The 22,763-nt window shown below is 64.6% G+C and carries 20 protein-coding genes and 1 tRNA gene; 10 read left to right on the forward strand and 11 right to left on the reverse strand.

What is annotated here, in order from left to right; all coding sequences use genetic code 11:
* Positions 1 to 7: 7 nt before the first annotated feature.
* Complete coding sequence (locus AC1RRE_RS02085; RefSeq protein ID WP_492979395.1) at positions 8 to 2,083, forward strand: thioredoxin domain-containing protein; 2,076 nt, start codon at positions 8 to 10, stop codon at positions 2,081 to 2,083.
* Between the two features lie 63 nt (positions 2,084 to 2,146).
* Here AC1RRE_RS02085 and AC1RRE_RS02090 read toward each other — a convergent pair whose 3' ends face one another.
* Complete coding sequence (locus AC1RRE_RS02090; RefSeq protein WP_492979396.1) at positions 2,147 to 3,418, reverse strand: MFS transporter; 1,272 nt, start codon at positions 3,416 to 3,418, stop codon at positions 2,147 to 2,149.
* 82 nt (positions 3,419 to 3,500) lie between these two features.
* On the opposite strand from AC1RRE_RS02090, the gene AC1RRE_RS02095 reads away from it, so the two are divergent.
* Positions 3,501 to 4,154, forward strand: a complete 654-nt coding sequence (locus tag AC1RRE_RS02095) for a TetR/AcrR family transcriptional regulator (RefSeq protein ID WP_492979397.1) — start codon at positions 3,501 to 3,503, stop codon at positions 4,152 to 4,154.
* Here AC1RRE_RS02095 and AC1RRE_RS02100 read toward each other — a convergent pair.
* Positions 4,151 to 4,576: a cupin domain-containing protein gene (locus tag AC1RRE_RS02100; RefSeq protein WP_492979398.1), complete on the reverse strand. Its 426-nt coding sequence runs from the start codon at positions 4,574 to 4,576 to the stop codon at positions 4,151 to 4,153. The genes AC1RRE_RS02095 and AC1RRE_RS02100 overlap by 4 nt on opposite strands.
* Before the next feature lie 298 nt (positions 4,577 to 4,874).
* Here AC1RRE_RS02100 and egtB point away from each other — a divergent pair, with 298 nt between their 5' ends.
* The 3 genes from egtB to AC1RRE_RS02115 all read left to right on the forward strand — a co-directional run bounded on the left by egtB (position 4,875) and on the right by AC1RRE_RS02115 (position 8,000).
* Positions 4,875 to 6,314 (forward strand): ergothioneine biosynthesis protein EgtB, encoded by a 1,440-nt coding sequence (egtB, locus tag AC1RRE_RS02105; protein WP_492979399.1) that lies wholly within the window; start codon positions 4,875 to 4,877, stop codon positions 6,312 to 6,314.
* Positions 6,311 to 7,351: an L-histidine N(alpha)-methyltransferase gene (egtD, locus tag AC1RRE_RS02110; RefSeq protein ID WP_492979400.1), complete on the forward strand. Its 1,041-nt coding sequence runs from the start codon at positions 6,311 to 6,313 to the stop codon at positions 7,349 to 7,351. Before egtB ends, egtD begins: the two co-directional genes overlap by 4 nt.
* Before the next feature lie 79 nt (positions 7,352 to 7,430).
* Positions 7,431 to 8,000, forward strand: a complete 570-nt coding sequence (locus tag AC1RRE_RS02115; RefSeq protein WP_492979401.1) for a PAS domain-containing protein — start codon at positions 7,431 to 7,433, stop codon at positions 7,998 to 8,000.
* An 84-nt stretch (positions 8,001 to 8,084) separates the two neighbouring features.
* Here AC1RRE_RS02115 and AC1RRE_RS02120 read toward each other — a convergent pair whose 3' ends face one another.
* Together AC1RRE_RS02120 and AC1RRE_RS02125 are read right to left on the reverse strand one after the other, a co-directional pair.
* Positions 8,085 to 8,396: a DUF3861 domain-containing protein gene (locus AC1RRE_RS02120; protein ID WP_492979402.1), complete on the reverse strand. Its 312-nt coding sequence runs from the start codon at positions 8,394 to 8,396 to the stop codon at positions 8,085 to 8,087.
* A gap of 62 nt (positions 8,397 to 8,458) precedes the next feature.
* The gene (locus tag AC1RRE_RS02125; protein WP_492979403.1) at positions 8,459 to 9,130 is read right to left on the reverse strand and encodes a PadR family transcriptional regulator; all 672 of its coding nucleotides are present in this window, start codon (positions 9,128 to 9,130) and stop codon (positions 8,459 to 8,461) included.
* A gap of 198 nt (positions 9,131 to 9,328) precedes the next feature.
* Here AC1RRE_RS02125 and AC1RRE_RS02130 point away from each other — a divergent pair, with 198 nt between their 5' ends.
* Entirely contained in the window at positions 9,329 to 9,976 is a 648-nt protein-coding gene (locus AC1RRE_RS02130; RefSeq protein ID WP_492979404.1) for a hypothetical protein, read from the forward strand.
* A 23-nt stretch (positions 9,977 to 9,999) separates the two neighbouring features.
* On the opposite strand, the gene AC1RRE_RS02135 is transcribed toward AC1RRE_RS02130, so the two are convergent.
* A tRNA-Leu gene (locus tag AC1RRE_RS02135) sits at positions 10,000 to 10,086 on the reverse strand.
* Between the two features lie 120 nt (positions 10,087 to 10,206).
* Between AC1RRE_RS02135 and AC1RRE_RS02140 the strand changes: the two genes are divergently transcribed.
* Both AC1RRE_RS02140 and AC1RRE_RS02145 read left to right on the forward strand, forming a co-directional pair.
* Positions 10,207 to 11,268, forward strand: coding sequence for a DUF2332 domain-containing protein (locus AC1RRE_RS02140; RefSeq protein WP_492979405.1), 1,062 nt, complete (start codon positions 10,207 to 10,209; stop codon positions 11,266 to 11,268).
* 95 nt (positions 11,269 to 11,363) lie between these two features.
* Positions 11,364 to 12,581: an adenylate/guanylate cyclase domain-containing protein gene (locus AC1RRE_RS02145; RefSeq protein ID WP_492979406.1), complete on the forward strand. Its 1,218-nt coding sequence runs from the start codon at positions 11,364 to 11,366 to the stop codon at positions 12,579 to 12,581.
* On the opposite strand, the gene AC1RRE_RS02150 is transcribed toward AC1RRE_RS02145, so the two are convergent.
* The 6 genes from AC1RRE_RS02150 to hemE form a co-directional block, all read right to left on the reverse strand.
* Entirely contained in the window at positions 12,578 to 13,378 is an 801-nt protein-coding gene (locus tag AC1RRE_RS02150) for a type 1 glutamine amidotransferase domain-containing protein (protein WP_492979407.1), read from the reverse strand. The two genes, AC1RRE_RS02145 and AC1RRE_RS02150, sit on opposite strands and share 4 nt — an antisense overlap.
* Positions 13,379 to 13,555: 177 nt before the next feature.
* Positions 13,556 to 16,729, reverse strand: coding sequence for an efflux RND transporter permease subunit (locus AC1RRE_RS02155; RefSeq protein WP_492979408.1), 3,174 nt, complete (start codon positions 16,727 to 16,729; stop codon positions 13,556 to 13,558).
* A gap of 43 nt (positions 16,730 to 16,772) precedes the next feature.
* A complete protein-coding gene (locus AC1RRE_RS02160; protein WP_492979409.1) occupies positions 16,773 to 17,966 on the reverse strand; it encodes an efflux RND transporter periplasmic adaptor subunit in 1,194 nt (397 codons plus the stop codon).
* A gap of 312 nt (positions 17,967 to 18,278) precedes the next feature.
* A complete protein-coding gene (gene hemJ / locus AC1RRE_RS02165; protein WP_492979410.1) occupies positions 18,279 to 18,704 on the reverse strand; it encodes a protoporphyrinogen oxidase HemJ in 426 nt (141 codons plus the stop codon).
* 13 nt (positions 18,705 to 18,717) lie between these two features.
* Positions 18,718 to 19,746, reverse strand: coding sequence for a ferrochelatase (gene hemH, locus AC1RRE_RS02170; RefSeq protein ID WP_492979411.1), 1,029 nt, complete (start codon positions 19,744 to 19,746; stop codon positions 18,718 to 18,720).
* Between the two features lie 71 nt (positions 19,747 to 19,817).
* Positions 19,818 to 20,903, reverse strand: coding sequence for a uroporphyrinogen decarboxylase (gene hemE, locus AC1RRE_RS02175; protein WP_492979412.1), 1,086 nt, complete (start codon positions 20,901 to 20,903; stop codon positions 19,818 to 19,820).
* Positions 20,904 to 21,299: 396 nt separating this feature from the next.
* Here hemE and AC1RRE_RS02180 point away from each other — a divergent pair, with 396 nt between their 5' ends.
* A complete protein-coding gene (locus AC1RRE_RS02180; protein WP_492979413.1) occupies positions 21,300 to 22,166 on the forward strand; it encodes a pyruvate, water dikinase regulatory protein in 867 nt (288 codons plus the stop codon).
* Complete coding sequence (locus AC1RRE_RS02185; protein WP_492979414.1) at positions 22,163 to 22,756, forward strand: Maf family protein; 594 nt, start codon at positions 22,163 to 22,165, stop codon at positions 22,754 to 22,756. The genes AC1RRE_RS02180 and AC1RRE_RS02185 overlap by 4 nt, the downstream gene beginning before the upstream one ends.
* Positions 22,757 to 22,763: the final 7 nt, after the last annotated feature.

A 22,763-nucleotide genomic window follows, 5' to 3' on the forward strand; every position in this document is an offset into this window, starting at 1 on the left:
ACCTAGCATGACCGACGACGCGTTGTCAGGGACGAGTAAGCCTAATATTGGCAGAAACAATCTGGATAAGGCCGCGTCGCCCTATCTGCAGCAGCATCGCGACAATCCGGTGCACTGGCAGGTCTGGGGGCCCGAGGCGCTGGCCGCCGCCCAGGCCGCCGACAAGCCGATCCTGCTCAGCGTCGGCTATGCCGCCTGCCACTGGTGCCATGTCATGGCCCATGAAAGCTTCGAGAACCCGCAGATTGCCGGCGTGATGAACGACCTGTTCGTCAATATCAAGGTCGACCGCGAGGAACGGCCCGATATCGACACGCTCTACATGAACGCCCTGCATGTGCTGGGCGAACAGGGCGGCTGGCCGCTCACCATGTTCCTGACGCCCAAGGGCGAGCCCTTCTGGGGCGGCACGTATTTCCCGCCCGAGCCGCGCTTCGGTCGCCCCGGCTTCGTCGAGGTGCTGAACAAGGTCTCCGAGGCCTATCACGAGAAGCGCGACGCCATCGCCCAGAACACCAAGATGCTGGTCGGCGCGCTGCGCAACATGGCCAAGCCGCAGAGCCGCGACCGCCTGCCGCTCAACAACGACGTGCTCGACCAGGTGGCCGGCCAGGTGCTGGGCCATGTCGACCCCGAGCAGGGCGGCATCGGCACCGCGCCGAAATTCCCGCAGACCGGCCTGTTCGACCTGCTGTGGCGCGGCTATCTGCGCACCGGCATCCCCGATTATTCCATCTCGGTGGTCAACACCATCACGCGCATGGCGCAGGGCGGCATCTACGATCATCTGGGCGGCGGCTTCGCGCGCTACTCGACCGATGCCGAATGGCTGGCGCCGCATTTCGAAAAAATGCTCTACGACAATGCGCAGCTTCTGTCTCACATGGCGATGGTGGAAGCCGAGACCGGCGATCCGATGCTGCGCCAGCGCATCGAGGAGACCATCGGCTGGGTGCTGCGCGAGATGATTGCAGAAGGCGGCGCATTCGCCGCCACGCAGGACGCGGATTCAGAAGGCGAGGAAGGCAAGTTCTATATCTGGCATATGGGCGAGATCGAGGATGCGCTCGGCGCCAATGCCGCCGCCTTCTGTGCGGCCTATGACGTCACCGAGGACGGCAACTGGGAACACAAGAACATCCTGCGCCGCTCGCTGGAGCCCGACCTGCTGGATGCCGCTTCGGAAAAGAAGCTGAAGGCGGCGCGCGAAAAGCTGTTTGCCATCCGCGAAAAACGCATCAAGCCGGGCTGGGACGACAAGGTGCTGGCGGACTGGAACGGCCTGATGATCGCGGCCCTGGCCGACCTGTCGCAGCAGTACAAACAGCCTGACTGGCTGCAGGCCGCCGAACGCGCCTTCGGCTTCATCGTCTCCACCATGTCGTTCGGCGAGCATCGTCTGGGCCATAGCTGGCGCAACGACATCCTGGTCGCGCCGGGCATGCTGGACGATTACGCCAACATGATGCGCGCGGCGCTGGCGCTGTATGAGGCCACCGGCAATCCCGATTACCTGGCGCGCGCCCGAGACTGGGCCGATGTGGTGGAAAGCGATTACAGTGACGCCGTCAACGGCGGCTATTTCCTCACCTCCAAAGACGCCGAGAACCTGATCGCGCGCACGCGGCATGCGGCCGACAATGCCACGCCGGCCGGCAACGGCACGCTGCTCGGCGTGTTCGCGCGGCTGTGGTACCTGACCGGCGAACTGGTCTGGCGCGAACGCGCGCAGCTGCTGATGGATGCGTTTTCACCGGAAGTGGGGCGCAACTTCTTCCCGATGGGCAGCTTCCTCAACAGCGCCGATTTCTTCGCCAATGCCGTGCAGGTGGCGGTGATCGGCCGGCGCGGCGATGCCGCCACCGAGGCGCTGCTGGCCGCCGCGTACACGGTCTCCGTGCCCAATCGCGTGCTGCTGGTCACGGCGCCGGATGCGACGCTGCCCGAGACCCATCCGGCCACGGGCAAGACGCAGATCGACGGCAAACCGACGGCCTATGTCTGCGTCGGCCCGACCTGCGGTCTGCCGGTGACGACGCCGGCCGAGCTGGTGTCGTCGCTCAAGGCGACCAGGGCTGTCTGAATAGGGGCGGTTTAAGAAAAATGGGGCCCGCGGGTCAAGCCCGCGGGTGACCCCTCTTTATGATCAGGCCGCCGCCAGCATCATCTCTTTCTTCTTGCCGCGGATCATCAGCGAGGCAAAGGCCGCGATCACGCCGGTCATGCCCGCGATGATGAAGGCCTGCAGATAGTCGCCCTGCTGCACGCGCATCCAGCCGGCGAAGAACGCGGCCGAGGCCGCACCAAGCTGGTGCCCCGCCGCGATCCAGCCGAACACCACCGGACCGTCGCGCTCGCCGAAGGCTTCCACCGCCAGCTTCACGGTCGGCGGCACGGTGGCGATCCAGTCCAGCCCGTAGAAGACGGCGAAGACCGACAGGCTGACCATCGAGAAATCGGTATAGGGCAGGTAGATCAACGACAGCCCGCGCAGGCCGTAATACATGAACAGCAGTTTACGCGGATCGTAGCGGTCGGTGAGCCAGCCCGAGGCCGTCGTGCCGAACAGGTCGAAGAATCCCATCAGCGCCAGCACGCCCGAGGCCGTGGTCAGTGCGATGCCCATGTCGCCGCAGAAGGACAGCATATGCGTGCCGACCAGGCCGTTGGTGGTGAAGCCGCAGATCCAGAAGGTGAGGAACAGGAACCAGAAGTCGCGCTTCTTTGACGCGCGGCCGAGCGCGCTGACGGCGAAGACCAGCGGGTTCTGCGCCGGGCCGGCAGCCGCCGGCGCCTCGGTGGCGCCATAGGGCAGCAGGCCCATATCACTCGGCCGCTCAGGGAGCAGCCACAGCACCAGCGGGATCAGCGCGGCGCAGGCGATCGACACTGTCCACACCACCGAGCTCCAGCCGCCGGCTTCGGCAATCGCCGACAGCACCGGGATGAAGATCAGCGTGCCGGTGGCGGTGCTGGCGGTGAGCAATCCCATGACCAGGCCGCGATTGCTGACGAACCAGCGGTTGGTGATGGTCGCGCCCATCACCAGCGCGACCGCGCCCGAGCCGACGCCCGACATCACGCCCCAGGTGGCGATCAGGTGCCAGGATTCGGTCATCAGCGTGGAGAGCGCGGTCGAGGCCGACATGATCGCCAGCGCGGTCAGCAGCGTGCGGCGGATGCCGAAGCTCTGCATGAGGGCGGCCGCAAAGGGCCCGATCAGGCCATAGAGGAAAATGCCGATGGCGGCGGCCAGCGAGGTGGTGTCGCGGCTCCAGCCAAACGACTTTTCCCAGGGCACCAGCAGTACGCTGGGGGTGGAGCGCAGGCCGGCCGCCACCAGCAGGCTGAGGAAAATGACGGCGACGACCACAAACGCATATTTCTGGCCAAGGAAGGAAGGGCGTGCTAGGCTCATGTGACTGACCGGTACGTGTTATGGGGCCCCTTTATGCGTACCGATCGGTAACATTGTCAAGTCACGAAACTGTACTGGCGCCATGACCCGGAAAAACCAGGACAAATCCGCACCCCCGACCCCCGACGCGCTGATGCCCTTCGGATCCACGCCGGCGCTGCCGGCCGCGCCCCGGGCTGCCGACAAGATTCGCCGCACGGCGCGTGAGCTGTTCTACCGCGACGGCATCCGCGCCATCGGCGTCGACGAGATCGTCACCAGGGCCGGCGTCACCAAACCCAGCCTGTATCGCAGCTTCCCGTCTAAGGATGAGCTGGCGGCGGCTTACTTGCGCGATTACGACGCGGAATTCTGGCAGCGCTTCGCCGATCATCTCGACAAGGCCGGCCGCGACAACCCGCGCGCTGGCCTGCTCAGCTATCTCGACAATCTCGGCCGGCGCGCCGCCAATCCCGACTATCGCGGCTGCGGGCTGTCCAACACCGCCGTCGAATATCCCGACAGCACCCATCCGGCCCGCAAGGTGTCGGAGGATCACAAGGCCGCGCTGCGCCGCAAGCTGGCCGAGCTCGCCGCCGACATGGGTGCCGACGATCCGAAACTGCTGGGCGACAGCCTGATGCTTCTGATCGAGGGCGGCTTCGTGACCGGGCAGATTTTCCGCACTGGCGGCGGACCCGCGCGCGCGCTGGTCGATGCCGCCGAACGGCTGATCGACAGCCATCTGAAGGGCTAGACGCGCTCGGGTGTCTCCACCGGCACGACATCGGCGCGTTTCACCGCGATCTTCTCGTTGTCGCTGCGCACCACCAGATATTCCACGATCTCCTGCGCTTCCAGGCTGCGCTCCTGATGCGGCACGCCGGGCATGAAATAGACGCAGTCGCCGGGCCCGATCTCGGCGGCGAATTCCAGCCGCGCACCCCAGCGGATCTCGCTGCGGCCCTTCACCACGTAGATCATCACTTCATGGCGGCCGTGGTCATGCGCGCCGGTGCTGGATTGCGGCAGCACATTGACGCTGCCGATCCAGGTCTTGTCCCCGCCGCCAATGCCGGCAAAGTCGAACACCGTCGTGCGGCCGCTGGCTTGCCGTTCCGCCGCCAGTGTGTCCGCCCGTCGTATGATCACGCCATCGCGCCAGCTGTCTCCCGTCATCCCGCGCTCCTTTTCCACAGAAGATAGCAGCACGCGGAATGCACAGAAATGTGTTCCCGATTACGCCCGGCGCAAAAATCGCGGGAATGCCGTAACATTCCGCGCAGGCCCGCCGAAATCATGACATGCCTTGTCACGCTGCCGCCCTAGTTTGCGGGCTAGGCTTTTTGCAGGACCGTCCGGAACGGCCCGGATCACCGATAAACGTTAACGCAGACCGGAACCCCCGGATGGGCCGCCCGTTAAGGGTCGCGCCCGCCGCGAAGACCGGATCGCAGCGAGGCCGGGGAGTGCACAGATGAGCCAGACCTTTGCCCTGGGCGACGGCGAGACCAGGGATGCCATGCCGCCGCAAGACGGAGCGCTGCAGGATGCCGGCAGCAGCATCTACGACATGGATGATGTGCCCGCGGCAGCGGAAGACGCGCCTGCATTCACGGAACTGCGCGCTGAAGACCTGCGCAATGCTGCCGCGCGCGATGACCTGCTGCGCGCCTATCACGCCGTACGCGAGCTGACGGAAAAGCTGGCTGAGCCGCTGTCGCCCGAAGACCAGTGCATCCAGTCGATGGATGATGCGAGCCCGACCAAATGGCATCGCGCCCATACCACCTGGTTCTTCGAGACGTTTCTGCTGCAGCCGCATCAGCCGGGCTACTGCGTCTTCGACGAACATTTCAACTACATGTTCAATTCCTATTACGAGGCCGTGGGCGAGCGTCATCCGCGGCCCGAGCGCGGCATCCTCAGCCGTCCGCCGATGGAAACCATCACGCAGTACCGCCGCTATGTCGATGGCGCGATGGTGGAGCTGGTCAGCCGCGCCGATGACGCGATGCTGATGCAGCTCACGCCGCTGGTGGCGCTGGGCCTGGCGCATGAACAGCAGCATCAGGAACTGCTGCTCACCGACATCAAGCATGCCTTCTCGCGGCAACCCTCCTTTGCGCCAGCCTATGTGCCGCCGCAGAGTCATGTGCGCGAACCCGCCGCACCGATGGATTTCGTCAGCTTCGCCGGCGGCATTTCCGAGATCGGCCACGACGGCCACGGCTTCGCCTTTGACAACGAAGGCCCGCGCCATCGCGTGCTGCTGCATCCCTATCGCATCGCCACGCGGCCGGTGACCTGCGGCGAATATCTGGAGTTCATGGCCGATGGCGGTTACAGCCGGCCGGAATTCTGGCTCTCGGACGGCTGGGCGATGGTGCAGACGGAAGGCTGGCAGGCGCCGGCCTACTGGCAGCAGGACGCGCGCCGCTTCGGCGAGGGCTGGCAGGTCTTCACGCTGCAGGGCCGCCGTGCGCTCGATCCGGCCGAACCGGTCTGCCATGTCTCCTTCTACGAAGCGGCCGCTTTCGCGGACTGGGCCGGCAAACGCCTACCCACCGAGGCCGAATGGGAGAATGCCGCCGTCTCCGCCCGCCGCCAGCATGCCGGCGGCATGCTGGATCGCAGCCATCCGCATCCGCGGCCCTGTCATGCGCCGTCTGGCGAACTCCAGATGTTCGGCGAGGTCTGGGAATGGACGCGCTCGGCCTACGAGCCCTATCCCGGCTTCCGGCCCGCCGCCGGCGCGGTCGGCGAATACAACGGCAAATTCATGATCGGGCAGCAGGTGCTGCGCGGCGGCTCCTGCGTGACGCCGCCGGGCCATGTGCGCGCCAGCTATCGCAACTTCTTCCCGCCAGCCGCGCGCTGGCAGTTTTCCGGTATCCGTCTCGCGGAGGATCTATGAACAAGATTGCCGTCCTGAATTTCGACCGCCCGCAGCGCGCGGGCTTCCGTCCCCAGGTCGTCAAGGCGCCGGGCCAGGATTCCGACTTCGCCCGCGATGTCCATGCCGGCCTGCGCGGCTGGCCGAAATCGATCCCGTCGAAATACTTCTACGACCAGATCGGCTCGGAGCTGTTCGAGCAGATTTGCACCCTGCCGGAATATTACCCGACGCGCACCGAGATGCAGATGCTGCGCGACAACGCATCCGAGATCGCCGCCATCATCGGGCCGGATGCAGAGCTGGTGGAATTCGGTGCTGGCGCACTCGATAAGGTGCGGCTGCTGCTCGATGCGCTGAAAAGCCCGCGCGCCTATCTGCCCATCGACATTTCCGGCGCGCATTTAAGCCGCGCCGCTGCAGCCCTTGCCCGCGACTATCCGGGTCTGGCGGTGCGTCCGGTGGTCGGCGATTTCACGCAGGCGCTGCCGCTGCCCAAGCGCGACCGCCTGTCGCGCAGCCGCGTCGGCTTCTTCCCCGGCTCCACCATCGGCAATTTCACGCCCGAAGACGCGCTGCGCTTCCTGCGCAATGCCGCACAGATGCTGGGCTGCGCGCGCGGCGAGGCGGCGGGCTCAGCGCAGCCTTGCGATGCCAGCCTGCTGATCGGCGTCGACCTGGTGAAAGACCCCGCCGTGCTGCACGCAGCCTATAACGACAAGGCCGGTGTGACGGCGGCCTTCAACCTCAATCTGCTGCGCCGCGCCAATACCGAATTGGGCGCCGATTTCGAACTCGACAGTTTCGACCATTACGCCTTCTACCAGCCGCATCTGCATCGCATCGAGATGCATCTGGTCAGCCGCAAGAGCCAGCGCGTGCATATCGGCGGCCAGCCCTATGACTTCACCGCCGGTGAATCGATCCACACCGAGAATTCCTACAAATATTCGGTGGCCAGTTTTCGTCAGCTGGCGGAAAAGGCCGGATTCCAGCCAGCCGCCGTGTGGACCGACGAGAACGAACTGTTCAGCCTGCACTGGCTGATGTTGCCATAAATCAACCTTTGGCCCACAGCGGGTAATCGGAAAGTAACGCGCCGCCCCCGGAGCATTTGGCTAGCTTGCATGCATGATCATGCAGCCGCTCCCCGCGCCCGCCTCTGTCCTGCCCGCCGTCTTCGGCGAGGGCTGGCATGTCGTGCGGGCCGCGGATCGCGGGCTGGGCTGGCATCCGCAGGTGCGCGAGATGCTAGTGCACTGGCTCAAGCTGTGCAGCGCCGATGGCCGCCTGCCGGGACGCAACATCATCGACCGCAGCCTGCTTGGCGAACTGCTGCCCTATACCTGGATGCTGGAGGTGCACCGCGCACCCTGGCGCTTCCGCTATCGCACGGTCGGGCCGGCTTTCGCCGACTATGTCGGCCACGACATCACCAACCAGTGGTACGACGAGGCGCGACCGAATGCCTGGTCCACCAGCCGCCTGCGCCTGATCACCACGGCGCGTGACGGCGTGCCGACCTGGCGCCGCGGCCCGATGCCGGAGGAAGACGATGTCTTCGAGGTGCGCGGCTGGAACGCCATCGAGAACCTGATGCTGCCGCTGTCGGATGACGGCATCGAGACCGATACGCTGCTGGGCATCAGCATGCCCTACAGCCCGATCGAACTGTGGAACAGCCCGCCAGCCATGGCGGCCGAATAACCAGATACCTTTGAGCCGTGGGGGGCGCTGTGGCGGCGCCGCGGTTCGCGAGCAATCGTGAGCGCGGCGCCCCCGGCTGCCGCTTTATGCCGGCAGTGCTGCCGCCGCCTTGTTGCGATCCTTCAGGCCGCCGATGAAGGCGCGGATCGCGGGCCGTACTTCGGCAAACAGCGGATCGTCGCGCCGCTTCAGCATCACTTCGGAAAACAGCTTCAGGCCGATGGCCAGCGCCGCCGCCTCGTCGGCCTCGTAATGCGCACTGGCGCGCAGGCGCTCGACGATGGCCAGGATCTCGTCATGGTTCACCGCCTCGAAGGTCAGCGGATCGCGCAGGTCCTGGCCCGGTTTCGGCGTGCCGACATGCTCGATGGTGACGCGATAGCGGTGGCCCTTCATGCTGTGTCCCTTCCAGGAACTGATGTCGCTGCTGCAGACGCTTCCCATTGCCCTGGCCCCCGTCACTTGCCGCGAATCTCGCCGGCGGCGCGCACCAGGATGTCGATGATGCGGCGCTGTTCCTCGGGCGAGGCATCGTCCTTTTCCATCAGCGCGGCTTTCAGGTTGTGACGCGCGGCCCGCATGGTGGAGGACGCATCCGGCGGCGCACTGCGGCTGCCGTAATGCGCATCGTCGTCTTCATTTGCCTCGCCACCGGTGAAGAACTGCTTGGCGCGCGCAATGCGCCGGCCGATCTTGGCCAGCTGCGCCATCATGGTGTCGGCATGCACGCGATGCTCGTTCAGATAATCGCGGCCGCCCTGCGTCAGGCTGTAGAGCTTCTTCGCGCCTTCCGCCGCCACGCTGGTATGGCCGATCTCTTCCAGATAGGTCAGCGCGGGATAGATCACGCCGGGGCTGGGCGCATAAAAGCCCGAGGTGTGTTCCTCCAGCGCCTTGATGATCTCGTAGCCGTGGCGCGGACGCTCTTCGAGCAGCACCAGGATCAGCAGCTGAAGATCGGCGGCCGAGACCACGCGGCTGGCGCGGAAGCCATGGCCGCCCAGGCTGTCGTCGCCGCTGCTGAACAGCGCGGCGGCCAACTTGCCGCCAAAATGGCGCCGCCCGCGATGCATGGCGCGATGCTCTCGGAAACCTTTGATAATACAGGGATTAAATAGATGTTCGCTCATGCGATACCTCACTTGATATATCGTACGATATAATTAGCGATATCGTTCGTCAAGGTGTTTTCCACAGAGGCATAGCCGTCGCCTGAATTTTTGCCGCCCGGCTTTCAAGCCCGCGTGAGGACAAGACAACGTGTGTTGCCGGTTTGCGGCTGCGGTCCACATCCTCGCGGTCAGTCCATCCTCCAACCCGGAAATCCCATGAAAACCCTCTTCGCCCAGCGTGCTTTCGCCTTGGCTGCCCTCGCGCTCGCCGGTCTATTCGCGGCCCAGGCATCCGCCCAGGAAATGTCGCGCCGCATCCGCGCCAAGATCGACATGGTAATGGACGGCCCGATGGACCAGCAGCGCCTGTCGCTGACCGCGCGCGACGGCGAGAAGATCACGCTCAACCTCGCGCCGAACGCCGCGGTGACGGCGCTCGCCGCCACGCCGATGGATATGATCAAGCCCGGCAGCTACATCGGCACGGCGGCGCTGCCGCAGCCCGATGGCAGCCTGGTGGCGCTGGAGGTGCACATCTTCATGGAGTCCATGCGCGGCATTGCCGAAGGCCATCGCGCCTGGGATACCGGCGGTCCCACCAGCACCATGACCAACGCCACCGTCAACCAGATGGTAGCCAGCCGTGCCGATGCGCGTGGCCGCATGCTGACGCTGGCCTATCCCGGCGGCGAGAAGCAGGTGCTGGTGCCCGACAGCGTGCCCGTCGTGGCCTTCGAGCCGGGCGACCGCAGCCTGATCAGGCCCGGCAATCATGTGCTGGTGACGGCGATGAAGGCCGCCGATGGTAGCTATCGCGCCGACCGCATCACCATCGGCCGCAACGGCCTCGTGCCGCCGATGTAGGAACGGCGATGTAAGAAGAAGGCTGGTGCCCGCTGCCGGACTCGAACCGGCACGGCCTTGCGGCCTCGGGATTTTAAGTCCCGTGCGTCTACCAATTCCGCCAAGCGGGCAGGCATCCCTGTCTACTTGGCGGGCCGCCGTCCGGTCAATTGCCCCCTCCCGATTGTTCCCGATTGTATCGGATCAATCCCGGACTGGACGCAGCAGCCATCGGCAAAACACAATGCGCCATGGCTGACAGCGCCCCCATCATCCGGAATTTCCGCGACCAGGCCGACTATTGCCGCGCCCTGGGCTCGCCTTTCACCGGCACGATCCTCGATGCCATCGCCGATCTGCTGCCGTCTGCTCCGGACTGGGCCGACGGCATCCTGTCCTGGCCCGGCGATCCCAGGGCCGATGCGCTGGCGTTGCGGGTGGCCGGCGCGCTGCACCGCGCCGTGCTGCAGGGCGATGCACCACTGATCGCGGCCTATGCTGCACGCCAGATCGAAGCGCCGGCACTGGAAACTGCCTTGCGCCGGCACACCGCGCTGCTCGCGCTCTATCTGCAAAGTCCGCCGCAGACCAACGACCCGCAGCGCTCGGCCGTGCTGCTCGGCGGCTTCCGCACATTGGCCGCGCTCTGCCCCGGGCTGCCGTTTCACTGCCGCGAGATCGGCGCCAGCGCCGGCCTCAACCTGAACTGGGATGCCTACGCCTACGATTTCGCATCCTGGCGTCATGGCGATGCAGGCATGGCGCCGCTGCATCTCGCCGCGCAATGGGACGGCCGCGAACCGCCCGCTGCCGCGATCACGGTGCAGAGCCGCGCCGGCTGCGATGTCGCGCCACTCGATGCTGCCGATGCCGACCATCGCCAGCGCCTGCTGTCCTATATCTGGGCTGACCAGCCGCAACGGGTGCAGCGCGTGACGGCGGCGCTCGATCACGCCACGCGCCAGACCGTGCAGGTGGAAAAGATCAACGCCGGGGATTTCCTCGCGCGCGAACTGTCGCGGCGCTCTGCAACCCATGCTTCCGGCGGCATCTTCGTGCTCTATCACTCCATCGTCTGGCAGTATATCGCGGCACCCGAGCAGGCGCGGATCACCGCGCTGATGCAGGCGGCGGGGAAAACCGCCACCGCCGCCGCACCGCTGGCCTGGCTGCGGCTGGAACCGGGCAGCACAAAAGACGGCGCCGACCTCACCCTGACGCTCTGGGATGGTGCCGAGATGGGTGGGCGCACCCAACATCTGGCGGTTGGCGACTTCCATGGCCGCTGGGTACGGTGGCTGGCGCAAGGCTGACCGATCGGGCTGATGACTCAAGCGCGACCCACCTGCGGCAAAAAAGCCTGCGCTTGCGACGTGTCTTTCGCCGAAAGCCGCCCTATCTTGCGCGCATGGATCCGCTCGCCTTCACCCGCATCGCCCGCTGCATCGCCGACGCCTCGCTGAACGGCCTGGATGAAGGCGAAATCCTCGGCCAGTTCTGCACCGGCCTCAACGAGGCCGGCATTCCGGTCAAGCGTGCCGTGCTCGGTGCCGATACCCTGCATCCCGTGCTGGCCGGCCGCATCTTCGCCTGGCATCAGGACCACGCCGATGTGACGCTGCATGAATTCGGCCGCTCGGTGACCGCGGAGGGCGAGCGCAAGTGGCGCGAAAGCCCCTTCTATCATCTGGAGGAAAGCGGCGATCCGCATGTGCGCGTGCGCATGCAGGGCCTGAACGGCACACACCAGTTTCCCATCGTCACCGAACTGGCCGGCGAGGGCTACACCGATTATCTCGTGACCATGACGCGCTTCGGCGAGAAGGCGATCATCGGCCAGCTCGACTCGATCTACGCCTCCTGGACCACCGCGCATGGCGAAGGCTATTCCGACAAGCAGATCGAGACGCTGAACGCGCTGATCCCGTTCGCTGCTGCCGCCGTGCGCTCAGCCAGCGTGCGCCGCATCGCGGAAACGCTGGCAGAAACCTATCTGGGCCGCGATGCCGCGCGCCGCGTGCTGTCGGGCACCATCGGCCGCGGCGATGCCGAGCGCATTTCAGCCGCGCTGTGGTTCAGCGACCTGCGCGGCTTCACCCGCCTGGTCGATACCGTCACGCCCGAACTGATCATGCCGCTGCTGAACGACTATGCCGGCGCGGCGGTGGCCGCCGTGCATGCCCATGGCGGCGAAGTGCTGAAATTCGTCGGTGACGGCGTGCTCGCCATCTTCCGCGACGACGGCAATCTGCAGAATGCCTGCCAGCAGGCGCTGGCCGCGCTCAAATCCTGCATGAAGGAGCTGCGGCAGGTGCGTAACCGCCGCGCCAATGCGGGATTGCCAGTCACGGACATGTCGGTCGCCCTTCATGTGGGCGAAGTCCTGTATGGCAATTTCGGCGGCGAGGATCGCCTTGACTTCACCGTGGTCGGCCCCGCCGTCAACGAGTTGTCGCGCATCTCCGGGCTGTCGCGTTCGGTCGACCAGCGCGCGATTCTTTCGGCCGCCTTCCGCAGTGTTGCCGGCGGCCTCAAGGATGAGTCCGTCTCGCTCGGGCGTTATGCCCTGCGCGGCGTCGAAAGCCCGTCCGAACTCTTTACCTTAGACCCGGCGCTGCTGCGTTAGGCAGCCATGACGTGACGCTCATGCAGCGTGCGCAGCATCAGTTGCGCCGTCTGCTCGCTGGACGCCGGATTCTGGCCGGTGATCAGGTTGCCATCGCGGATCGCATGCGGCTGGAACACATCCACTTCCACGAAATCCGCACCCAGTTCGACCAGGCGCTCCTGCAGCAGGAAAGGCATGGCGCTCGCCAGACCCACCTTCTGCTCTTCGGCATTGGTGAAGCCGGTGACCCTGCGGCCGCTCACCAGCCAGGTGCCGTCCTTGCGCTTCACATGCGTGAGGCCGGCCGGCCCGTGACAGACGGCGGCGATCGGCTTGCCGCGCGCATCCAGATCGGCAATGCGCTGCGCCAGCGCCGCGCTGTGCGGCAGGTCCCACATGGTGCCGTGGCCGCCGGGCAGGAAGATCGCGTCATAAAGCAGGCTGTCGAGCGCGGCGACCGAGGGCGTGTTCTGCAGTGCGTCCATCACCGGCTTGTCGGCCAGCAGGCGCTGCACGCTGTCAGGCTGCGGCTCGCTGCCGCTGATGCTGCGCGGATCGAACGGCACCGGCCCGCCCTTGATGGATGCCACTGTCACCTTGGCGCCGGCATCGCGGAACAGGTAATAGGGCGTCGCCAGTTCCTCGGCCCAGACGCCGGTGACGTCGCCGCTGTCCATCAGGCTGTGCGAGGTCGTCACGATCAGGATATGCGTGCTGGCCTGCGTGGGCGCGAGACGGGACGGGATTGCGCCGGTTTTCTGAGCGCCAGCTTTCTGAGCGCCAGTCTTCTGAACGGTGGTCTGATTCTGGGCCATCGGTGTTTCCCCTCAATCGGATTGTCGGAAGCCCGGCTGACATAAGCGCTGGGCGGCAGGTTTCAACGGGGCGCGGGCGCCTGCCATAAAACGATAATGGCCGGGGATTGCTCCCCGGCCATTGTGACTTTGGGTCACTTTGATGCTTCCGTTTTCCGCGAAAAATCCCGAAGGATTTTATTCGCCCGGCTGCTGCGCCGCAGCACCGGCCTTCGGTTTCTGCCGCCCGAGGATCAGGCTGCGCAGCACCACGTAGAAGACCGGGGTCAGGAACAGGCCGACGAAGGTGACGCCGATCATGCCGGAGAACACCGCGGTGCCGAGCGCGCGACGCATTTCCGCGCCGGCGCCCGAAGACGTGACCAGCGGCAGCACACCCAGGATGAAGGCGAATGCCGTCATCAGAATGGGGCGCAGGCGCAGGCGGCAGGCCTCGATCACCGCTTCCGACGGCGTCTTGCCTTCGGCTTCGAGCTGGCGCGCGAATTCCACGATCAGGATCGCGTTCTTCGCCGCCAGGCCGATCAGCACCACAAGGCCGATCTGCACCAGCACGTTGTTGTCGATGCCGGCGACCCAGACGCCGAACAGCGCGAACAGCACGCTCATCGGCACGATCAGCATGATGGCCAGCGGCAGGACCCAGCTTTCATACTGGGCGGCCAGCGCCAGGAAGACGAACACCACCGCCAGGATGAAGATGTAGGTGGCGGTGTTGCCGGTCGAGACTTCCTGCAGGGCCAGTTCGGTCCATTCGAAGCTCTGGCCCGGTTCCAGCACCTGGGCGGCGAGGCCCTCCATGATCTTCAGCGACTGGCCGGTCGACACGCCGGGCGGCGTGGCGCCCTGCAGCGGCACCGACACATAGGTGTTGTAGCGCTGCAGCAGGTCGGGACCCGAGGATTCCTTGATCTCGACCAGCGTGCCCATCGGCACGAGCTCGCCGGTGGCCGAGCGAACCTTCAGACGCGCGATATCCTCCTTGTTGAGGCGGAACTGCGCATCGGCCTGGGCGCGCACCTGGAAGATGCGGCCAAAGGCGTTGAAGTCGTTCACATAAGCCGAGCCCAGGTTGACCTGCAGGGCCTCGAAGAGGCTCGACATCGGCACGTTCAGCATCTGCGCCTTGGTGCGGTCGATGTTCAGGAACACCTGCGGCGAAGACGCCGAGAAGGTGGTGAACACGCCGGTCACGCCGGGCGTCTGCATGGCCATGCCCATGATCTGGTAGGCCTTGGCCAGGATCGGACGCACGTCGTCGCCGGTACGGTTCTGCAGCTGCATCTTGAAGCCGCCACCCGAGCCGATACCCGGCACCGCCGGCGGCGGCACCGCGATCACGAAGGCCTCCTCGATGCCCTGCAGGCGACCGATCATCTGGCCGATGATGGCGTCAGAGGTCAGACCCTGCGACAGGCGCTCGTGGAAGGGCGTGAACGTCGTGAACATCACCGACGAGTTGGCGTTGTTGGTGAAGGTCGCGCCGTTGAAGCCCGGAATGGCCACCACATGCGACAGGCCCGGCATGCCCTCGATCAGCTTGGTCGCCTTCTGCGTCACCGCGTCGGTGCGGCCAAGGGCCGCGCCATCGGGCAGCTGGATGACGACGATGGCGTAGCCGCGATCCAGCGGCGGGATGAAGCCCGGCGGCACGGTGCGGAACATGAAGAAGGTCGCCGCCACCAGCAGCAGGTAGCCGCCCAGCATCAGCGTGCGGCGGGTGACGATGGTGCCGACACTTTTTGCATAGGCATTGCTCGTCTTGTCGAAGCCGGTGTTGAACTTGTTGGCGGCCATCTGCACCCAGCGCACGGGCGCAAAGCGCGACTCGCCATGACCCGCCTCATGCTTGCGCAGCAGGATGGCGCCCAGGGCGGGCGACAGGGTCAGCGAGTTGAAGGCCGACAGGATCGTCGCGGTGGCGATGGTGAGCGCGAACTGCTTGTAGAACTGACCGGTGATGCCGGGGATGAAGGCGGTGGGAATGAACACCGCCGACAGCACCACGGCAATCGCGATCACCGCCGTGCCGACCTCGTCCATGGTCTCATGCGCCGCATCGCGGGGACTCATGCCGAGCGCAATATTACGCTCGATGTTTTCCACCACGACGATGGCGTCGTCGACCACGATGCCGATCGCCAGCACCAGGCCGAACAGGCTGAGCACGTTCAGCGTGAAGCCAAAGGCCAGCATGACGGCGAAGGTGCCGATCATCGAGACCGGGATGGCCAGGATCGGGATCAGCGAGGCGCGCCAGTTCTGCAGGAAGACCAGCACCACCAGCGCGACCAGGATGATCGCCTCGATCAGGGTCTTGTAGACCTCGTTGATCGATTCCGCGATGAACTCGGTCGGGTTGTAGATGATGGTGTATTCCAGACCCGGCGGGAAATCCTTCTTCAGCTCGTCCATGCGCTTGATGACGGCTTCCGAGGTTTCCAGCGCGTTGGTGCCCGGGCGCTGGAACACGCCGAGCGCGATGGCGGTCTGGCCATCGAGATAGGAACGGCTGTTGTAGTCCTTGGCGCCGAGTTCGACGCGGGCCACGTCTTCCAGCTTCACCAGGCGGCCATCGGGGGTGTTCTTGATGATCACGTTGCGGAACTGGCGCACATCCTCGAAGCGGCCCTGCGTCGTCACGATCGCCTGCAGCGCGTTATAGTCCGGCGCCGGCTGCTGGCCGAGGCCGCCGCCGGAAACCTGCACGTTCTGCGCCTGCAGCGCGCCGACCACATCCGAGCCCGACAGGCCATAGGCCGACATGCGGTTCGGATCGAGCCAGATGCGGATGGCGTATTCGCTGCCGCCGAAGATCTGGATGTTGCCCACGCCGTCCAGACGCAGCAGCTGGTCGCGGATGCGCAGCTGCATGTAGTTGGCGATGTAGAGCTGGTCGTAGGTCTTATCGGGCGACAGCAGATGCACGACCATGAGGAAGTCGCCGGCCTGCTTGCGCGTCGTGATGCCCTGGCGACGCACTTCTTCAGGCAGACGCGGCTCCGCGATGGTGACGCGGTTCTGCACCTGCACCTGGGCGGTATCGAGATCGGTGCCCGGCTTGAAGGTGACGGTCAGCGCCATCACGCCATCGGCGGTGGAATACGACGACATGTAGAGCAGGTTCTCGATGCCGTTGATTTCCTGCTCGATCGGCGTCGCCACCGTGCGGGCCAGCGTCTCGGCATCAGCGCCGGGATAGGCCGCCGTGACGTTGATCTGCGGCGGCGCGATCTCGGGATATTCCGAGACCGGGAGATTGAGGAAGGCGATCCCGCCGATGATCACCATCACGATGGAAACCACCGCGGCAAAGATCGGCCGATCGACGAAGAAATGTCCGAATTTCATGACTGCCTCGCGGCGAAAAGGAATTTACTGACGTGGCGCCTGATTACTTCTTGGCGGGCGGCTGCTGCGGAGCCTGCGGCTGCGGCAGCGCCATCAGGCCCTGCCAGACCGGCGGCAGCTCGACCGGCATCGGCGTCACCTTGCCGCCGCCCAGACGCACGCGCTGCAGGCCGTTGATCACCACGACGTCGTCCTTGGTCAGGCCTTCGCGCACGATGCGGTAGCTGTCGGTGCGCGAGCCGAGACGGACCGGACGCTGCTGCACCGCGCCGCCCTCACCCACCACATAGACATAGCGGCGGTCGAGATCGGTCAGGATCGCTTCGTCGGGGATCAGCAGGCCGGGATATTCCGGGCTGCCGGGCACGGCGATGCGGCCGAACAGGCCCGGCGTCAGGAACAGCTCCTTGTTGTCGAAGACCGCACGCAGACGCATGGTGCCGGTGGCGGTATCCAGGCGGTTGTCGGCGAAGTCCAGCGCGCCCTTGTGCGTGAAGACCTTTTCATCGGTCAGCTGCACCTGCACGGGCAGGCCCTTGCCATTGGTGGTGTTGCCGCTCTGCTTGGCGATGCGCTGGTAGCTGAGATACGAGCGCTCGTCGATGTCGAAATAGAAATACACCGGGTCGAGCTGCACGATCGTGGTCAGCAGCGTCTCGTTCTCGCGCACCAGGTTGCCCTCGGTGACCAGCTTGCGCGAGATGCGGCCGGCGATCGGTGCGCGCACTTCGGTGAAGCTGTAGTTCAGGCGCGCGGTTTCCACGGCGGCGCGGGCACCGGCGATGTTGGCCTGCGCGCTCAGGAAGGCCTGGCGGCGCTGGTCCAGCGTGGCGGCGGCGGCGGCGCCGGTCTGCGTCAGCTTCTGGTAACGCTCGAACTCCACCTTGGCCAGATCGAGTTCGGTCTGGCGGCTGTTCAGCGTCGCCTGCGCCTGGTTCAGCGTGGCCTGATAGGTGCGGCGGTCGATGGTGAACAGCAGGTCGCCCTGGCTGACCGTGGCGCCATCGGTGAAATGCACGCTTTCCAGATAGCCGTTCACCCGGGCGCGGATTTCGACCGAGCCGACCGCCTCGAAGCGACCGGTATATTCGTCCATCTCGACAATCGGCTTGGAGACCGGCTTGGCGACCGTCACCGGCGGCGGACCCATCTGGGCCAGCGCCGCAGTGGAGGAGAGCAGGCCGAAACCGACCAGGGCAGCGGCAAACAGACCGCCGTTACGGAAACCGAATGACATGGGAGACCCCGCCTTTTTTTGCATACGCGAAGAACACGCGATTTGACCGGTGCAAGGTGTATGGCGAGGAGGCCGATCCGGGAAGCGGACCGTAACACTCCTGTGATCGCCGCCACCAAAAGCTTGCGTAACGGCAGCTTAGCGCAACCGTGTGACCAATGCCGTGGCTCTGTGCACCTGTCAGCGCCGTGATTACGTCGCAGGTTAAGAGTGTGCGGAAATAGCACAAAATCGTCCGGCACACAACATGAACATTGTGTTTCAACCAGAACTTGCTGTGATTTCCGGTCCGGCGATCAGCCGGTCTGAAAGTCAGAACGGCTTCACGATCACCAGGATGACGATCCCGATCAGCAAAACGGTCGGAATCTCGTTCACGATCCGGTAGTAGCGCTGGCTGTGGCTGTTGCTGTCCTGCTCGAATTCGCGCTGGCGGCTGGTCAGCAGTCCGTGCACGCCCTGCATGCAGAGCACCAGGACGAACTTGCACCAGAACCACGGCTGATCCCAGTGATGGCCGAGCCAGACCATGATGCCCCCGAAGGTCCAGGTCGCCGCCATCGCCGGCGTGATGATGGCGTTCAGCAGGCGGCGCTCCATCACCTTGAAGGTTTCGGATTCCGACGACCCCACTTTGGCGGCGGCGTGATAGACGAACAACCGCGGCAGATAGAGCATGCCCGCCATCCAGGCGATGACGGAAATGACATGCAGCGCCTTGATCCAGTCGTAAAGCATCAGCGTCTTCCCATCATGCCTTGCAGATGCAGCGGCGCCAGGCATCGCCGCAGGGACGACCGCCGCTGCCGCTGCGCGGCTGTGCATCATACTGCGCCCGGCGCACCAGGCCAGCCAGTCCGGCGATGAAATCAGGCTGCACGCCCACCGTCGGCACGCGTGTGTAGTTCTTCGCGCCGTTATGCTGCGCCAACTCGGCATATTCGATATCGAGCTCAACCAGCGTTTCGGAATGCTCCGACACGAAAGCCACCGGCACCACGACAATCGAGCGCCCATCTTTCGCCGCTTGCGTGATCTCCGCATCGGTCGACGGTCCGATCCATTCCAGCGGTCCGACGCGGCTCTGATAACAGATGCGGCTTTCGAGATCGGGACGGTTCAGCAGACGCAGGATGGCGGCCACGCCCTTTTCCACCTGCATCTGATAGGGATCACCATCGGTCACGATCTTTTTCGGCAAGCCATGCGCCGAGAAAAGAATGCGCACCGGGCCTGCCGATTCCGCTTGTGGCAGGGCACTGCGCAGCAGCTCGGTCTGTGCGGCGATGAAGCCGCCCTCTTCCGGATAGCAGCCAATCACGGCGGTCGGCAGTGCAAGGCCGGCCTTCTTTGCGGCGCGATGCCAGTCCTGCAGCGAGGATTCCGTCGTGGTCGTCGAGAATTGCGGATAGAGCGGCAGCAGCACGATGCACTCAGCATTCCAGTCCTTCACGGCTTTCACCGTTTCATCGCTGAACGGATGCCAGTAGCGCATGCTGATGAAGACGCGATAGTCGTCGCTGCCCAGCGATACTTTCAAGGCCGCGGCCTGTGCCTCGGTCTGCGGCAGGATCGGCGAACGCCCGCCCATCTGCGCATAGATGCCGGCCGCCTTCGGGGCGCGCCGCGACGAGATCAGTTTCGCCAGCAGCCAGCGAAACGGATTGGGCAGCCGGATAATTGCCGGATCGTTGAACAGGTTGAACAGGAAGGGCTCGACGGCGCGCGGACTGTCGGGGCCTCCGAGATTGAACAGGATGACAGCGGTTTTCTGGGGCATGAAGAAAACCTAGTCCTACAATCTGTTTTGGACAGACCAGATTCCGACAGACCGGTCGATGAGAGAAAATGTCATGCGGCCGTCTCGCTGCCCTTCACCAGGCGCACCAGCTGCTCGACATGATGCACCGGCGTTTCCGGCACAATGCCATGACCGAGATTGAAGATATGGTTGCGGCCTTCAAACATGCGCAGCAGGCGCTGCACGCCTTCCGCCAGCGGTGTGCCGCCCACCACCAGCAGGCGCGGATCGAGATTACCCTGCACCGGATGCTTGCCCCACAGATGGTCCTTCGACCAGCCGAGCGGCATGGTGTAGTCCAGGCTGAGCGCATCGGCGCCGGTGGCGGCCGCATAGCCGTCGTACAGCGCGCCGGCGCCGCGCGGGAAGGCGATCACCGGAATATGGGGATGCTTGCTTTTCAGCGCGGCCGTGATCCGGCGCACCGGTTCAACGCAGAAGCGGCGGAATTCGTTTTCCGGCAGCACGCCGGCCCAGGTGTCGAACAGCTGCACGACCTCGGCGCCGGCCTGGATCTGGCGATCCAGATAGCTCACCGTTGCCTCGACCAGGATGTCCATCAGGGCCTGCAGGCCCTGCGGATTGCCAAAGGCCCAGGTCTTGGCGGCCGGATAATCCTTCGACCCCCGGCCTTCCAGCATATAGGTCGCAACCGTCCAGGGAGCTCCGGCAAAGCCTATCAGGGTGCAACTGGCGGGTAGCCCTGCCTTGATGCGCCCGACGGCCTCGTAGACCGGCTCCAGCGTCCTGTGAATGCCATTGGGGTTCAGATGGGCCAACTCGCCCGAGGTGCGGATCGCATCCAGCACCGGCCCTTCGTTTTCCTTGAAGGCCAGATGCTGGCCCAACGCCTGGCAGATCAGCAGGATATCGGCGAACAGGATCGCCGCATCGAAGTTGAAGCGCCGGATCGGCTGGAGCGTGACTTCGCAGGCCAGTTCAGGATTGTAGCAAAGATCGAGGAAACTGCCGGCCTGGGCGCGGATGGCGCGATATTCGGGCAGGTATCTGCCGGCCTGTCGCATCAGCCACAGCGGCGGACGCACGCTGGGCAACCCGGCAAGGGTACGGAGCAAGGGTTTGCTTGGCTGCTTGGCTGTCTGCCCCGAAAACGGAGCGCTGGGAACAAGGGTCATTCCTTATTCCTTTCCTATTTTATATTTAATTTAAAGAGGTAGTAGTTGAGTGTTGTGCGGTGAATCCTGGGGATCATCACGGATACAGATCCAGCCCCCGATTTCATCCCGGGCATGGCCAGCGGCGGATAAAATCGTTTCCTGTGAGGATAAGCGCGTCAAAACCGCGTCGACTCGCCGCGGTTCCCTGCTGAGGATTATGGGGATAACGGGGATGTCCGGCGCATTGCGGCGGCAATATGTCTCATCCCCGTTTTCCACAGGGGCTTCGGAAATTTGATCCTCCGGTGACAGGCTGGTTGCATGAAAAAGGCGTTCCGGGCATGAAAAGACGACACATGGGGATAAACCCCGCCTTATCCATATTATCCCCATAATTCCACAGCCGGATTCCCGATGCAGAAAACCACCCGGCCGCATATCCACCTGGTGTCCGACGCGACCGGCGAAACCCTGAAATCGGTCGCCAAGGCGGCGCTGGTGCAGTTCCAGAAATCCCAGGAAGAGGTGGAAACCCACACCTGGGCGCTGGTGCGCAAGCCGCTGCAGATGGAGCGTGTGGTCGAGGCCATCGCTGCCATGGGCGGGCTGGTGCTGTTCACTATCGTCGACCAGGAATTGCGGGAAATCCTGATCAAGGGTTGCGCCAAGGCCAAGCTGCCGATCGTGCCGGTGCTCGATCCGGTGATCATGGCCTTTGGCAAATACCTGGGCGAAAAGGCGGTGAACCTGCCCGGCCGCCAGCACGAACTGGATGCGGAATATTTCCATCGCATCGACGCCATGCATTTCACCATCGCCCATGACGACGGCCAGCATCTGGAAGACCTGGAGAAAGCCGACATCGTACTGGTGGGCGTGTCGCGCACCTCGAAGACGCCAACCTCAATCTATCTGGCCAACCGCGGGCTGAAGACCGCGAATGTGCCGATCGTGCCCGGCCTGATGATTCCGCCCGAAGTGGAGACACTGAAAAATCCGCTGGTCGTCGGGCTCACCACATCGCCCGACCGCCTGGTCTCGATCCGCAAGAACCGCCTGCTGTCGATGAACCAGCATACCGAGACGGCCTATGTGGATGACGAGCGCGTGAAGGAAGAACTGACCATCGCGCGCAAGCTCTGCGCCAAGCATAACTGGCCGATGATCGATGTGACGCGCCGCTCGATCGAAGAGACCGCGGCTTCGATCCTCAACCTGCATGCGCGCCGCCTCGAGCAGCGCAAGCAGCAGGATCTGGGGCTGGAGGAGCCGAAGTCGTGAGTCTTGTTCTTGCTTCCGCCAGCACGACGCGCGCCGCCATGCTGCGTGCGGCGGGCCTTGATTTCCGCGTCATTCCCGCCCGTGTCGATGAAGACGAACTCAAGCTTGGTCTGAAAGCCGAAGGGGCCAGCATTCGCGACGCCGCAACGGCGCTGGCCGAACTGAAGTCCCATCGCATCAGCCTGGCCGAGCCGCAGGATTTCATCATCGCCGCCGACAGCATGCTGGCTTGCGATGGCCGCTGGTACGACAAGCCGCAGACGGTGGCCGAGGCGCGGGATCATCTGCTGTCCTTGCGCGGCAAGACGCATGAGCTGGTCAGCGCCGTGGTGCTGGCGCGCGGCGGCAGCGTGATCTGGCGTCATGTCGATGCAGCGAAGCTGACCATGCGCGCCTTTTCCGACGGCTTCCTCGATGCCTATCTGGCGCAGGCTGGCGATGCGGTGCTGTCGAGTGTCGGCTGCTATCAGCTCGAAGGTCTGGGCGCGCAGCTCTTTGCCAAAATCCAGGGCGACCATTTCACCATTCTCGGTCTGCCGCTGCTGCCGCTGCTGGATATCCTGCGCGAGAATAAGGTGCTCCGCTCATGAGGTTGGG

The organism is Ferrovibrio sp. GW821-FHT12D07 (genome assembly GCF_058807275.1).

Excerpts from the sequence above, each read along its gene's own strand:
- AC1RRE_RS02085 (WP_492979395.1), top strand. The coding sequence starts at position 8 with ATGACCGACGACGCGTTGTCAGGGACGAGTAAGCCTAATATTGGCAGA.
- AC1RRE_RS02090 (WP_492979396.1), bottom strand. The coding sequence starts at position 3,418 with ATGAGCCTAGCACGCCCTTCCTTCCTTGGCCAGAAATATGCGTTTGTG.
- AC1RRE_RS02095 (WP_492979397.1), top strand. The coding sequence starts at position 3,501 with ATGACCCGGAAAAACCAGGACAAATCCGCACCCCCGACCCCCGACGCG.
- AC1RRE_RS02100 (WP_492979398.1), bottom strand. The coding sequence starts at position 4,576 with ATGACGGGAGACAGCTGGCGCGATGGCGTGATCATACGACGGGCGGAC.
- egtB (WP_492979399.1), top strand. The coding sequence starts at position 4,875 with ATGAGCCAGACCTTTGCCCTGGGCGACGGCGAGACCAGGGATGCCATG.
- egtD (WP_492979400.1), top strand. The coding sequence starts at position 6,311 with ATGAACAAGATTGCCGTCCTGAATTTCGACCGCCCGCAGCGCGCGGGC.
- AC1RRE_RS02115 (WP_492979401.1), top strand. The coding sequence starts at position 7,431 with ATGCAGCCGCTCCCCGCGCCCGCCTCTGTCCTGCCCGCCGTCTTCGGC.
- AC1RRE_RS02120 (WP_492979402.1), bottom strand. The coding sequence starts at position 8,396 with ATGAAGGGCCACCGCTATCGCGTCACCATCGAGCATGTCGGCACGCCG.
- AC1RRE_RS02125 (WP_492979403.1), bottom strand. The coding sequence starts at position 9,130 with ATGAGCGAACATCTATTTAATCCCTGTATTATCAAAGGTTTCCGAGAG.
- AC1RRE_RS02130 (WP_492979404.1), top strand. The coding sequence starts at position 9,329 with ATGAAAACCCTCTTCGCCCAGCGTGCTTTCGCCTTGGCTGCCCTCGCG.
- AC1RRE_RS02140 (WP_492979405.1), top strand. The coding sequence starts at position 10,207 with ATGGCTGACAGCGCCCCCATCATCCGGAATTTCCGCGACCAGGCCGAC.
- AC1RRE_RS02145 (WP_492979406.1), top strand. The coding sequence starts at position 11,364 with ATGGATCCGCTCGCCTTCACCCGCATCGCCCGCTGCATCGCCGACGCC.
- AC1RRE_RS02150 (WP_492979407.1), bottom strand. The coding sequence starts at position 13,378 with ATGGCCCAGAATCAGACCACCGTTCAGAAGACTGGCGCTCAGAAAGCT.
- AC1RRE_RS02155 (WP_492979408.1), bottom strand. The coding sequence starts at position 16,729 with ATGAAATTCGGACATTTCTTCGTCGATCGGCCGATCTTTGCCGCGGTG.
- AC1RRE_RS02160 (WP_492979409.1), bottom strand. The coding sequence starts at position 17,966 with ATGTCATTCGGTTTCCGTAACGGCGGTCTGTTTGCCGCTGCCCTGGTC.
- hemJ (WP_492979410.1), bottom strand. The coding sequence starts at position 18,704 with ATGCTTTACGACTGGATCAAGGCGCTGCATGTCATTTCCGTCATCGCC.
- hemH (WP_492979411.1), bottom strand. The coding sequence starts at position 19,746 with ATGCCCCAGAAAACCGCTGTCATCCTGTTCAATCTCGGAGGCCCCGAC.
- hemE (WP_492979412.1), bottom strand. The coding sequence starts at position 20,903 with ATGACCCTTGTTCCCAGCGCTCCGTTTTCGGGGCAGACAGCCAAGCAG.
- AC1RRE_RS02180 (WP_492979413.1), top strand. The coding sequence starts at position 21,300 with ATGCAGAAAACCACCCGGCCGCATATCCACCTGGTGTCCGACGCGACC.